Origin of the sequence: Myxococcus sp. SDU36, from assembly GCF_030168875.1 — a bacterium.
In the GTDB taxonomy this organism is placed as follows: domain Bacteria; phylum Myxococcota; class Myxococcia; order Myxococcales; family Myxococcaceae; genus Myxococcus; species Myxococcus vastator.
The window spans coordinates 8,635,855-8,649,000 of record NZ_CP077414.1; the positions used below are offsets into that span (position 1 = coordinate 8,635,855).

Sequence of the window (13,146 nt, forward strand, 5' to 3'; positions counted from 1 at the left end):
CCTGTCGCCATGCGCCCATGGTTTGACATGGGTTTGTGGCGGCTTCATATAGTCAGGTCCGCCGCCTTGTTGAGCTTGCACGGCCCCAAGCGAGTGCGAGAAGCGAGGCGTCCTTGAGGGAAGCGACGCAGCGGGGGAGTATTTATGATAATGATTGAAAGAGCGTTCGTTTTACTTTTTGCCGTGGCCTTTCTCATGGCTCCTGATGCCGATGCCGCGGTCGGTGATCGTTGCAGTCCGCAGATCGCGAGCAACGCCGTGGCTGCCGCTGTGTGTGGCAGCGTCTGTGCGCAATATGGGATGGTGTTCGCGGGAAACTGGAGCAACAATCCCAATCACCCACCGGTGAAGGCGTGCATCGACTCGGGTGGAGGCCAGGCCGTCTGCGGATGCTCGCTTGCGACCCCCTCCGGGGACGTGACGATTGCTCCCACCGTTCATTTCGTCGACGCGGCCACGCCATTGCGCGTGCCCATCGAGCTGAAGAAAACATGTGTGCAGGGACCCGATGCGCTGTACTCCAGTGAGATGTGTCCCATCGTCACTGCGAATGGCTTGAGCTTCTGGGCGCTGAGCTACCGCGACAACAGGCTGGGGATGGCCATTGTTGCGTATGATTCCAGCGGCAACGTCGTTGGCCTCATCGAAAAGGCGGAGGCTCGTTATGTCTGGGACATCGCGGTGGATGGCACGGCCCACACCCTGGTCTTCAAGGGGCAGGGGGGGAATACCATCACGCTGAAGTGGACCGATCTGCTCGTCCCCCAAATGCTCGGGTCGACGACGGCGAATTACGTAATCTGGCCGACCGCCACCAGCGGCCAGGCCTGGTGGACGAATGGCGTGGCGAACTATGGCGCCCCCGCTCCCTTCGGTACTGGTTCGAACCAGCTCCTCGACCCCTACGTGGAGCACGGCGCCGGCCAGCAGTTGTGCGCGGACAAGCAGCAGCCCTGGTTCGACTTCGTGAGCCCCACGGCGGCCTCTCCCTCGTCCACGGTCACTTGTGTCGCGCCTCCCTCGCCAGGGCAGCCCACGTACAACGCGGCGATGAATGCCCTGCTGAACGCGGCGGTCAACGATCACGGCCTGATGGCGGATTTGCGTACCGCCACGACCGACGCGCTGCTCATCTCGGTCGCGGCCAGCAGGGGGTATCCGCTCACCTACGCGGATATCGCGCAAAGCAGAGGGCATGGCGCTTCGTTCATGAGCCACGCGGGCTCTCCAGATGCGCTGGCTGAGACGTCGGTCACCACGTCGGACTGTGGTGGCGCCAATCAGAAGCCGTGCATCCAGTGCACGCAGGAAGTGTGTGTCTACTGGCCGTTCAACTTCTGCTGCGTCAAGGAGTCGTGTTCATGCACTCAGTACACCAAGTCCTGCGCGGCTGGCTTGCAAGTCAATGAGAGTGGCGTCTGTCAGCCGAGCTGCCCTGCTGGGCAGATTTGCAAGGATTTCCCCGTCTTCTTGGAGTATAACGACAGCGGCACCACCGCCAATGGCGTGTGCGAATCCTGGCTGGGGGTGTCCAGTTGTGCCAAGGGGATTCCGAACAACGCGCTCGCGGCCTATGAAGTGGTCTTCCACGAGGGGATCGCCTATTACAAGTCCACCAACACCCGGGTGAATACGTGGAACGTGGGCTCGGCGAGCGAGACGCTGTACGTCATCGACGCCCGGGACAGCAGGATCTACATGGTCAATGTGGATGGCCGCTACATTCAGATCCGCGGAACGGCCAACTGCATCGACGAAACCAGGGCGCAGGACACCTCGACGCGTCCGTGTATCAAGCCAAGGTTGACGACCCATGCCGGAGTCCTGATGGGAGCGATCGCGGGACTTCCGTCTCCGAACACACAGCCGGGACAGGACGTTCGGCAGCAGATCAGGGTCATTGGCGCGGGCACGGTCAAGGTGAGCAATGGCGTGATTCAGTCAATCACCAATGACAGCGGACACTTCAGGCCGAGCCAGGAGAACCTGAAGAACAGCATCGCCCATTTCAAGAGTGCCGGGTTCCCGCACTTCCCGCCCCTCAATGATTGTGGGTATGACCTCCAGCCGGTCGCGGGGAAGGAGGGCGTCTATCGCCAGGACGCCCTCACAGGGGGACATTGCGAGTTGTGACGCGTGCGCGTCGCGTTTCGGCCTGGGCTCGGATTGCCCTCGGGCGACGCGAAGACAAACCCCAGCCAGTTCGTCGGATGGCTGGGGTTCCCACCGCCCCCGCGACGCTCAGGGGGCGTCTTGGGAGCGGTGCTGCTGTCAATCGCGTCCCTCGGTGATTCGAAGCGCACCTCATTCGAAGCCTGCGTCGTCGCGCGCGCCGGCAAATCATCGCGTCGGTACGCTCCGGCGATGACCTCGCCATCCGACGTGAGCACCCGGGGCGGCGTGAGCGCCTGATACGACCTGAACACGTCCACGCGCTGGCGGATGAGCGCGTCATCCATCTGGTGGGTGCGCACGATAGTTGCACGCAGGAGGGCAAGCGCGACGTGGTGGTGGGCGATACACGGCTTGTTCACGAGGCCCTCACTCGCATCGAGGGCCTCTCACGTGAGGCTGAATGCGGCTCAGCCGCCCACGTTCTGGAAGTAGATGGCCTCCGCCTTGGCGATGTTCATCGAGAGCGCGGTGACGAGGGCCACCAGATTGCCGCCCAGATAGGACAGGCCCATGCCGCCAATCATGGTGACCGCGGCCTCGGGCTGGACCTCGACGATCGCCGTGCTGATGCCGGTGATGACGCCGCCCAGGTTGGAGCAGACGTCGCTGCACCAGGTCGAGTTGCTGGGGGAGCCGATGATGTCGCTGCTGATGGCGGCGACGCCGATGCCGGCATCGAAGCAGGCCTTGATCGTGCCTCGCACCGCGACGGAGGGGATGGGCAGCGCCGTGCAGGCCATTCGCAGGATGCTCGCGACCCAGACGGCGATCCGCAGGTCGTGCGCCATGCCGTCCATGGCGGGGGTTTCGACGGGGTAGGTGAAGGAGGCGGCAATGCCCCCCATGGCGAGGATGGCCACCAGCAGGCACTTGCCGCTCTTGCCCTTCTGCGCGGCCTCCTCCAGGCCGGCTCGCACGAAGCCCATCAGGGATGCGAGCAGGGCGGACACCGACGCGATTCCCGCGCCAATCACCGAATAGCGCTTGGCCGCGGTGCTGGCTTCCTTCCGGCTCGAGCTCTGCGCCGTGTCCAGCCGCATCATGCTCGTCCAGAGGTCCAGCGGCTCGACCTCCCGCTTCTTGCTCTTCGTGTTGCTCCCAGAGGAAGGGAAGGGCGCCTCGCCGTCGTTGGCGATCTTGTAGAGGTAGGTATAGGGGATCGCCACCAGCAGCGACATGAGGTTCACCCCCGTCAGCTCCTCCGCCGCGTTGTCGCCCTGTCCGAGCGCGCTGGTCAGCCAGGTGTAGAAGCCGGAGATGAACGGCATGTTGACCGGCTCGGTCAGCAGCTGCACCACCCACGGCACAAGGTCGAGCAGGTAGTCGACGCAGCCCAGCAGCACGATTTCCAGCGTGTCGATGATGGTCTTCGCCAGGCCCTGCAGGAAGGTGACGATGTTCTCGACCGTCGTCCCCTCACCGGTGAACACGGCCTGCAGGTTCTTCCAGTCCTCCTCGATCGCCTTGACGAGGACGAAGCAGGTGGGAATCAGCACGTCGTCGATGAACTTCTGCACGGGCGCGGGCAGGTCTCCCGCTGGACCGCCGCCCAGGAGCATGCCGCTGTACTGCGTCTGATAGCTGGCCCAGCTCGCGATGGGCGTGTCGAGGTTGATGCTGGGCTGACTCTGCTGCGTGGCCGCGGCCGCCTGACTGGGGACCATGGACGCGACGCTCGCGGGCACCGTCATGCTCGCGAAGTTCTCGCGGGCGAAGCCCAGCGGTCCGGCGATGATGCTCGCCATCTTCTTCTTGAGCCTGGCTGAGTCCTGCTGCGCCTCCTTGGCCAGCGAATCCAGGGCGCCGGTGAGCGTCTTCGCGATGACCAGGTGCGTGGCCCAGATGTCGTCCCAGCCGAACAGCTCGCCGAGCCAGCCGATCAGCTTGTCCAGGCCGACCATCAGCACCTTGAACAGCGCCGTCAGGAAGGCGAACAGTTGCGGGAAGTTCTGGATGACGAACTTGATGACGCGGCCGGCGACGTTGAGGGTGATCTTGATCACCGTCTCCGCCACCTCGAACAGCATGTGGCCAATCTGCCCCACCACGTTGCCGATGAACTGCACCACATCACCGACGGCGTCGACGATCCACTCACCCACGGTTCCGACGACGCTGAACTGGGTCGCCTCGGCGCCCGTGTGGTACCGCATGCCCTGCGGGCCGAAGGACAGGGCGAAGACCTGGGGCGGCCGAGCCGTGTGCGCCACGGCCTTGGCCTGGGGCGTGGTGCCGACGACGCTGAGGACCTCGGTGGGGTAGGGCTGCTCCGGCGTGAAGGCCATCATCTGGGCGATGGCGCTGGCGATCTGGTCGGCCGTCACCCCCTGGGGCAGGGTGGGGGGCAGCACGGGGATGTCCGCGCCGGTCCGCACGGCGGCCAGCTTCTTGTAGACGTTGCTGGCGGGGTTGAGCTGCAGCGTGTCCGTGAAGGCGCTGCTGGTCAGCGTGAAGGTGGAGACCGCCAGGTCCTGGATCTGCTGGATGATGTCGAGCTCGCCGGTGACGTTGGTCGCGACCTGCACGCTCGCGCCAGCGTTCACGGTGTATTTCAGGCCGTTGACCAGCAGGCTCTGGTAGCTGGCGCTGGTCAGGGTCAAGGGGAGGCGCGCCGCCGGTGCCTGGCCGTTGAGGCGGAAGCTGAGCTTGGTGCTGTAGCTGCTGACCTCCTGCACCTTGTCGCTGTTGTACAGGGGGATGGTCTCCTCCTGCCAGAGCGTGGTGGCCGGGTCCTGCCAGAGATAGTGGATGGCTTTCTGGCTCGCCCAGTCGGTGGTCAGGAACACCAGTTCATTGGCGCGGGTGACGGGGTTGATCAGCGGCGCGATGAGCGCGATGTCGGTCTTCAGCACCAGCGGCGTCGTCCAGTGCAGGGCGCCCTGGTGTTCGAACTGGCTGAGCAGGTAGAGATTGCTGCCGGAGAGCGCCCAGGCCGCAATCGCGTTGGGCTTGTTGAAGTTCTGCCGGACGACGAGCCCGCCGGCGCTCATGCCCGGCAGCTGGGAGCCCGAGGCGACGGTCTGCGCGGCCGTCCAACCCGTTGCCTTCGAGTCGAGCTGGGCACTGGCATCCCAGAACACGAGACCGGCCGCTCCGCCCGCATAGAGGAAGCTGGTGGTGCCGCTGCCCGCGGTGGTCTGGAGGCTGTTCTGCCCCGCGGGCACGGTCAGCACCCGCACGTAGTCGCGCCCGAACTCGTTGAGCAGCGTCTTGAAGATGAGCTGAGTGCTGCCGTCCTGCCCGGCGTACAGCATGTACAGGCCCTGGCCCAGGTCGGCGATCGCCCCGGGCGCGTAGTCCAGCACCGTCCGGGCGTCGGTGGGCGAAGGGAAGGCGGTCCAGTTCCAGGTGATGGCGCCGGTCGTGGTGTTGACCGTGGCCTGCATCATGTAGGTGAGGACGTCGGAGGTGCGGGGGTCGACCAGGCCCACGGCAAGCATTGGAATGCCGAAGCCCTGGCCGTCGTCCAGCGGGCTGATGCTGGCGCGGTTCACGCTCGAGCCGGGCAGCGGGTTGCCGGCCGGCGTCCACAGCGAGGCCAGCTGCGCCAGGTTTGTCTGCTGCAGGTTGTTCGACAGCGGCCCGGCCACATAGGTGCTCACCGCGCCGGAGGTCGCGTCCTGGCATGCCAGGAACAGGCAGAGGTTGCCGTTGCTCAATTGACCGCTGGCGAAATAGACCGGCTTTTGCCCAGGGCCGCCACGCCCGGGAGCAGGTCAATCTGGCTCCATCCCGTGGGGTCGTTGTTGACGTTGACGATGGCATAGAAATCCCCGCTGTCGGCTCCGAAGGAGAAGACGATGGGGGCGCCGTTGGAGTCACAGGCGGCGGTGACCTGGTCGCCGGGCGCGATGGGCAGCGCCGGCAGGTAGTTCTTCATCAGCGAGCCGCTGGCGCTGACGGTCAGCGACGGGTTGTTCGGCAGCGTGCTGGGGATGACGACGCTGGTGGTGGACGAATGGGGTGCCGTGGTCATGTTGAGGGAGCTCTCCGTCAGTCGCTGTAGGTGACGTCCATCTGCAGATCCAACGTGTCGTTGAACCGCGGTGCGTTCAGCAGGAACACGTCACCGGTGGGCGAGATGAAGTTGCTGGTGGCGCTGCCGGTCAGGTCCTTGTTCAATTGGGCGCTGAGCTGGTTGAACGCCTTGCCGATGTTCGAATGCACCGTCATGGTCATGTAGGACGCCGGGTTGAGCATCTGCATCAGCGTGGGCGTGGGGAACAGCAGGGCGATGGCCGCCAACGCGGCCTCGATAACGAAGGAGCTCAGGCCCGCCTCCCAGTTGTTCGACTCAATGGGCCCGTTCACCGGCTCGCTGAAGGTGGCCTGGGACTGGTTCACCACCAGGTCGTAGCCGTTCCCTCCCACCGCCAGGGTCAGGACCTGAGAGAAGGTGGAGGAGCAGGTCACGCTCCAGACGATGGGGATTTCAATGCTGAAGACCTCCAGCGTGGCCGAGAGCTGCTGGGTGATGGACAGCGAGCCTGTGACGTTGACCGTGTTTCCGCTGACCGCGATGGTGTAGTTCGGGCTCTCCTTCTGCGTCACCACCTGGTAGGTGCCTGTCTTCAGCCAGTTGTCCGGTGGCGGCGTGCTGCTGACCGTCCAGGAATAGGTGGTCTGATAGGTGAAGTTCGTCCCGCTCTGCCGCCAGGAGGGGGTGGGCGCGTGCTCCGAGGTGAGCGCCACCACCAGGGGGTTGAAGATCTCCGGGGTGAAGAACGTCGCCTCGGAGAACAGCAGCTCGCCCGAATAGTTGTTGGTGGTGACGAAGTTCGTGCCCACGCTGGGCGCTGGCTGGTTGGGATTGGTGTTGCCGCCGCCCATCACCTGGTAGTTCAGGACGGACAGGCCGCTGTCGGCGGTGTTGAGGAGGCTGGAGAAGCCGACCGAGGTGGGCACCAGGATGGGGGTGCTGCTGGGGGCGGTCTGCGCCGGGTTGGTGGACGTGGCCGTGACGCCGATGATGTACGGCGTGGAGGCGGGATTGCCGTCGTAGTTTGACCCCACGCCGAAGGCGTATTGCAGCGCGACGCTCACCTCGGTGAGGAAGCCCGGGTCCTCTTCCAGCTGCGCCAGGGTGGTGGTGGAGATGGAGAACGTGTTGCTGGTCGTGTTGATGGACGCACCCGTCACCGAGGTGCTGGTGGGCGGTGCGGTCGTGCTCCACTGCGTGAAGTCGGTGGTGTCGAAGTTCAGGAACAACTGCTGCAAGGAGAAGTACGCGCTGTCGAAGCCGTTGCCGCTGATGGTGTCCAGCACCTGCGGCGGCATGATGCCTTCGTTGACCAGGTCGGTGATGCCTTGCGGCGTGGTGGGAATGAGGTCCAGCTTCACCGTGAAGCGCAGCGGCAGGCCGGTCAGGTCCACCAGGGTGGGGTAGGCGCCGCCCGACATGTAGAACAGCGTCGGCACCAGGTAGTTGGTATAGGTCGTGGTGGTGCCCACGGTGACAGACGTTCTCTGTAGCCAGTAGTACACTGTCTGGTTTGACGATGTCTGGGAGGAGCCGTTGCTTTCGTATTCAACGTCCTCCTGGTTCACCAGCAGGCCGTACTGCGAGTTGTTGGGGCCCGGCTGTGGGTGGGCGAACGCGGCGTCCACCTGGTCCTGGGTGAAGCCGAGCTGGTCCATGACGGTCTGCGTGAGTTGCTGGCTCTGCAGGGCGAATTGGAACAGGCACTGCTGGGAGTTGTTGTCGGAGGCCAGGATGACCATCGGCTGCGCCACGGTGGGCTGCGCGATGTAGCCCCGCAGGTAGGAGGTCAAGGTCATCGCTCCACCGCCGAAGGCGCCGCCAGCGGCGGCCATGCCGTTGGTCTTCAGCAGGGCGTCGATGTATCCCTGTTGCATCAACCGGGAGAACTGGGAGTTGATTTCATTCTGGGTGACCTGCAGGACCATGTCGTAGCCAAAGAGCGCGTCTCCCATCCGATATCTCCAAGAATGAGGCGGCAGTCGTGGGACTGCCGGCCTGGAAAAAAGTCGGCGTTGTTGTTCTCACGTCCGTCACGGCGGCTCGGCCGCCATGTTTCAAAACGTGTTTCTGGACCGTGATGACAACGCGGACCGGCGCCATGGCCGCCGAAGCGGCCTGGCGTGTGACTGTTGGGTTAGCAACTTCAGGGCCAGGGGCGTGCGGGGTTGTATTCCACCAGAGTCCCGGTCGGACGCGCGCGACATGTCCCTGCCTGCGTCCTCCGGGGACGCGGGCTGCGTCGCGCCGGACGCATGAGGGTACGGCGCGAGCGGCGCGGCTGCTGTCCCCCAGCAGTCCGCCGTCAGTCTGGAGGCGAGGCCCGCGGAGTTCCGCCCATGCGTGGCGCGGCTCCTCGCCGTGAGGCCGCTCGTGGCCCTGCTTTGCCGTGGAGGGAGAAGCGCTCGCGGAGCAGCTGGATGAAGTGGGTCAGTGGCGCGGGGCGCTGGCGGGATGCGCGGGTGACGGCGCTCCAGCGGCGTCGGATTCCCCGAGGGGTGAGCCGGACGGTCCGCAGTCCGTGGCGCCCTTCTGGCAGCATCCATTCGGGCAGCGCCGTCACGCCGATACCGCCACGCACCAGCTCGATCAGCGCCTCGGTGAGGGGGACGGGGGAGACCCGGTGCGGCTCGATGCCCGCGGGCCAGAGCACGCGCGTGAAGACATCGAGCTGCTCCCGAGGCGCGGCATAGGTGAGCAGGTGCTCCCGAGCCAGGTCCTCCGCCGTGACATGTCCCCGCCGCGCCAGCGCGTGGTGCTCGGGGACCACCAGCATGAGCTCGTCCTCGAAGAGCGCGGTCTGTGCCAGGCGGGCCTGCCGTGGGACGTCGGTGGTCAAGGCGAGGTCCAGCTCGCCATTCAGCAGCGCACCAAGCGGCTGACGCGTGGCCTCCAGGACGATGCGCAGCTCGACGCGTGGGTGCTCGGCCTGCCACCGCCCCAGGATGGGCGGAAGCCAGCCATACACCGTGTAGCAGCCCGTGCTGAGCCGGAGCAGGTCGTCCTGCGGGTGCGCACGGCAGACCGCCTCGGCCTGAGCCACCTCGTTCAGGACCCGCCGTGCGGAGAGGAGCAGCTTCTCGCCTGCGCCGGTCAGGAGCAGGCGGCGCTGGCGGCGCTGGAAGAGCTGCACGCCCAGGCGCTCCTCGGCGTCGCGGAGCTGGTGGCTCAGTGCGGACGACGTGAGGTGCAGCTGCCGGCTCGCGGCGGCCAGGCTCCCCGTGTCAGCGACCGCGGCAATCAGCTTGAAGTGACGGAGCTCGAGCATGCCGGTCAGCTTCACATGAGCTTGGTTCAGCATCATCGTGAAATCGTTTCGCTGCGCTCATGGAGCGGGGCTCCATAACATTGGCCTCCCCATGCCAGGAGGGCGGACGGTTGCCCCATACAGACAGCTCCCCGAGGACGCAGCGCCCTGTCGTACCCCCATGGTCGTCGGTGCGAATCGACGACGTTGAGCCGGTCGTCGTCGGCCCCGGCTGCCTTCGGAGGGACTTGCCGAGCACTCGGGACGTGAGGGTCTGGGTCGTGGACATGGCCCCCGGGAGTCAGTGGCCCTTTGTGGACGTCCACGACACTGGCGTGCGCCTCTTCGGCATTAACCTCGTGGCCTCCCCGGGTGCTCGGTGAGCCAGGAACCCTCGAACACGGAGGGACGGGGCATATTGGCTCGGCCCTCGCGGCCGGGCCGTCGGGACTTCCTGCGTGCGGCGGTGGCGCTCTCCGCGGGCGCGGTCCTGCTCCCCCCTGGGACAGGCCGTGCGACGAAGCCTGGCGACAGCGCCGCGCTTCGAGCCCAGCGGTTGGCCTGGGCCGGCGTGCGGCTGCGGCTCGGACAGGACACGCTCTTCCTGGACCCGTTGAGCGACCCCACCGTGTGGGGTGCCGCGCTGAAGGACCCGCTCGTCCCGATGGACGTGAGCGGCGGGGGCCGGTTCGTCCTGGTGACGCATCGCCATTCCGACCACTTCGACCCGGTGGCCGTCCGACAGGCGCTGGGGGACACCGGGACGCTGGTGTGCGCCCCGGACATGGCCGCGGCGGCCGCCGCGTCGGGCTTCCGCGTGCGGCCCGCGCCGCTCTACGAGCCCATCCTGCTCAATGACTTCACCGCCACCGCCGTCCCCGCGGCGGACGGCTATGGGGACCCCCAGGTTTCGTGGATTGTCTCTGGCGGAGGCCGCCGCGTCATCCACTGCGGCGACACGCTATGGCACGGGTCCTGGTGGCGCATCGGGCGTCAGTTCGGCCCCTTCGATGCGGCCTTCCTGCCCATCAATGGGGCGCGCTTCGGCTGGCGCAAGCCCGTGAGTGACGTGCACGCCGTCCTGACGCCCGAGCAGGCGGTGGCCGCGGCCGTGGTGCTGGGAGCAAAGCTCCTCGTGCCCATCCACTACGGCGTCGCCGCCTCCGAGGACTACCAGGAGGTTCCAGACGCGGAGGCGCTGCTGCTGGCCGCCGCGCGCAAGCGGAAGGTGAGCGTGGAGCTGGCACGCCCGGGGGAATGGCTGACCTGGCGGGCCCGGACCTGACAGCGAGGCGGGTTCTCCAGCGAAGATGCCGGGAGTTCGCGCGTGCGGCGGAGGGGCGCCGCCTTTGGCCTGATGCTTGTTGAAGGTGGTTGGCGCCCGGTCACTCTTGTTCGTTGTGCGAGCGCGTCCTGTGCAGGAGGCCTTGATGGTGAGTTGCCTCCGTCAAAGCGGACACGTTCAACGGGGTGAAATCACGAGGTTGGACTCGATGGGCTCGTGCGCGTCTCGCTCACGCAGGGGACTTGCGCGGCGGCTAGTCTGCGTTACTATGTACTGGTAGATAGTAACGCTGATTAGTTCGAGGAGCGATTCGTGGGCAAGCAGATGACGGAGATGCTCAAGGGCACGCTGGAGGGCATCGTCCTGGCGCTCCTGTCCGTGCAGCCGGAGTACGGCTACGAAATCACGGCGCGGTTGCGGGAGATGGGCTTCTCCGACATCGCCGAGGGCACCGTCTATGCGCTGCTCGTCAGGATTGAGCAGCGCGGCTTGGTGGGCGTGGAGAAGGTCCCGTCCGAGAAGGGGCCGCCGCGCAAGGTGTACTCGCTCAACGCGCAGGGGCGGGAATACCTCGAAGAGTTCTGGAGGACCTGGAGCTTCCTCGCTGAACGGCTCCAACAGCTCCATGACGGAGGCAGATGACATGTTCGTCTCAAAGTTTATCTCGAAGGTGATCGGCGAGAAGGGGCAATGGCGGCAGTACAAGGCGCGCACGAAACAACTTCCCGCGAGCTATCGCACGGCGGTCGAAGCGCTGGAGCGGTACCTGATGTACTTCGGAACGGGAGGCGACGGGACTGAGATCTACGCGGACCTCGTCGACCTGTTTGAACAGAGCGCGGCGAACCGGACTCCGATTCGCCAGATTGTCGGGGAAGACCCCGTGGAGTTCATCGAGACGTTCGTCCGGAACTACCCGAGGGGACAGTGGATCATCCGGGAGCGCGAACGGCTGACCAACGCTCTCGAGCGCGCCGCCGAAGAAGAAGCGAAGGGCGGTTGATGACACCCTCAATGCGTTTCAGATCCTCTAGAAAAGGAAGTGAAACATGTTGGAAACGACAAGCGGAACCGTGGTGCGGGGTCACGTCGAGGATGGCTGGGGGAGAGTGGCCGATGTCTTCCGTGCGAACTTCGAAGGGACTCCCGGCGAGGTCGGCGCGGCGTGCTGTGTCTACGTGGACGGCCGTCCCGTCGTCGACCTGTGGGGCGGCCTCGCCGAGCGCGAGGCGAACCGTCCGTGGAACGAGGACACCATCGCGTTGGTCGCATCCACGACCAAAGGCGCTACCGCGATCTGCGCCCATCTGCTGGCACAGCGCGGCGAGCTCGATCTGGACGCCCCGGTGGTCAAGTACTGGCCGGAGTTCGGCGCTGCCGGCAAGGAGCAGCTCCCGGTGCGCTGGCTGCTCTCACACCAGGCCGGGCTGCCGGTCGTCGACGGTCCGCTGACCTTCGAGGACGCCTGCGCCTGGCATCCGGTCATCCGGGCGCTCGAGGCGCAGAAGCCGGAGTGGCAGCCGGGCACCGAGCACGTCTACCACAGCATGACCTTCGGGTTCCTGGTCGGGGAGCTCGTGCGGCGAATCACCGGCAAGTCGCTCGGCACCTTCTTCGCCGATGAGGTCGCGGCCCCGCTTGGGCTGAGCGCTTGGATCGGGCTGCCCGAGGAGCAGGAGGGACGGGTGGCGCGGATCGAGTACACCGCTCCGTTCACGTTGGAGGAGATGACCGCCGGGATGATCGAGACCACCGGCCTCGATAGGGACACGGTCATCGCCTGGATGAACGCCGTGTGGGGCCCGGACTCCGTGCAAGCCCGCGCCGGCCAGCTCGGCGGTGCCTTCGATCACGCCAGCGGCTACATGAACACGCGTGCCTTCCGCGCTGCTGAGTTCCCCTTCGGGAACATGTTCTCGGACGCGCGCTCGCTGGCGCGGATGTATGCGGCCACGGTGAGCAATGTCGACGGCGTGCGGCTGCTCAATCCGGAGACGGTCGAGAAGATGACCGTCGTCCACACCGACAAGACGAGGATGAACGGGCTGCCGCCAGGACTGGACGTTCCGGCCAACCGCTCCTTCTACATGTCGCTCGGGTTCTGGCGCGCCTGCCCGCCGATGCCCCTTGTCGGGCCCGGGTCGTTCGGCCACCCCGGCTCGGGCGGCTCGGTCGGCTTCGCCGACCCCGATGCCGGTGTTGGCTTCGGCTACATCATGAACCTCTGGTCATTCCGGATCGGCGAACCGCGAGCGTCGAACCTGGCCGCGGCGGTCGCGGCCTGCCTCGGGGCTCGCCGTTGAGGCGCTGCTCGCCTCGCGCGTCTTGACGTGCTGCCTGCCGCGGCCTCGACGTACCCAGGACGCAGCGACCGGATTTGGGGGAGGCCAAACCACAGCAACACCAGGCGGAGGCTGACGCATGCTGGTATGCAACCCAACCTTCGTGGGGGGGTGAGTC

General features: G+C 66.0%; 10 protein-coding genes. 5 read left to right on the plus strand and 5 right to left on the minus strand.

Annotated elements, in window-relative coordinates:
* The first annotated feature begins 150 nt into the window (after window positions 1-150).
* Window positions 151-2,133, plus strand: a complete 1,983-nt coding sequence (locus tag KGD87_RS35275; protein ID WP_284665303.1) for a hypothetical protein — start codon at window positions 151-153, stop codon at window positions 2,131-2,133.
* On the opposite strand, the gene KGD87_RS35280 is transcribed toward KGD87_RS35275, so the two are convergent.
* From KGD87_RS35280 to KGD87_RS35300, 5 genes are all read right to left on the minus strand, one after another.
* Window positions 2,091-2,534 (minus strand): hypothetical protein, encoded by a 444-nt coding sequence (locus tag KGD87_RS35280; protein WP_284665304.1) that lies wholly within the window; start codon window positions 2,532-2,534, stop codon window positions 2,091-2,093. The genes KGD87_RS35275 and KGD87_RS35280 overlap by 43 nt on opposite strands.
* 48 nt (window positions 2,535-2,582) lie before the next feature.
* A complete protein-coding gene (locus tag KGD87_RS35285; RefSeq protein ID WP_284665305.1) occupies window positions 2,583-5,834 on the minus strand; it encodes a hypothetical protein in 3,252 nt (1,083 codons plus the stop codon).
* The gene (locus KGD87_RS35290) at window positions 5,831-6,151 is read right to left on the minus strand and encodes a hypothetical protein (protein ID WP_284665306.1); all 321 of its coding nucleotides are present in this window, start codon (window positions 6,149-6,151) and stop codon (window positions 5,831-5,833) included. Before KGD87_RS35290 ends, KGD87_RS35285 begins: the two co-directional genes overlap by 4 nt.
* Before the next feature lie 17 nt (window positions 6,152-6,168).
* Window positions 6,169-8,109, minus strand: a complete 1,941-nt coding sequence (locus tag KGD87_RS35295; protein ID WP_284665307.1) for a hypothetical protein — start codon at window positions 8,107-8,109, stop codon at window positions 6,169-6,171.
* A 350-nt stretch (window positions 8,110-8,459) separates the two neighbouring features.
* Window positions 8,460-9,458, minus strand: coding sequence for a LysR substrate-binding domain-containing protein (locus tag KGD87_RS35300; protein ID WP_284665308.1), 999 nt, complete (start codon window positions 9,456-9,458; stop codon window positions 8,460-8,462).
* A gap of 361 nt (window positions 9,459-9,819) precedes the next feature.
* Here KGD87_RS35300 and KGD87_RS35305 point away from each other — a divergent pair, with 361 nt between their 5' ends.
* The 4 genes from KGD87_RS35305 to KGD87_RS35320 all read left to right on the plus strand — a co-directional run bounded on the left by KGD87_RS35305 (window position 9,820) and on the right by KGD87_RS35320 (window position 12,989).
* Complete coding sequence (locus KGD87_RS35305; RefSeq protein WP_284665309.1) at window positions 9,820-10,686, plus strand: MBL fold metallo-hydrolase; 867 nt, start codon at window positions 9,820-9,822, stop codon at window positions 10,684-10,686.
* Window positions 10,687-10,998: 312 nt separating this feature from the next.
* The gene (locus tag KGD87_RS35310; RefSeq protein ID WP_176411660.1) at window positions 10,999-11,328 is read left to right on the plus strand and encodes a PadR family transcriptional regulator; all 330 of its coding nucleotides are present in this window, start codon (window positions 10,999-11,001) and stop codon (window positions 11,326-11,328) included.
* Window position 11,329: 1 nt separating this feature from the next.
* Complete coding sequence (locus KGD87_RS35315) at window positions 11,330-11,689, plus strand: DUF1048 domain-containing protein (RefSeq protein WP_163780240.1); 360 nt, start codon at window positions 11,330-11,332, stop codon at window positions 11,687-11,689.
* A 106-nt stretch (window positions 11,690-11,795) separates the two neighbouring features.
* Window positions 11,796-12,989, plus strand: coding sequence for a serine hydrolase domain-containing protein (locus KGD87_RS35320; protein WP_284665310.1), 1,194 nt, complete (start codon window positions 11,796-11,798; stop codon window positions 12,987-12,989).
* Window positions 12,990-13,146 lie beyond the last annotated feature (157 nt).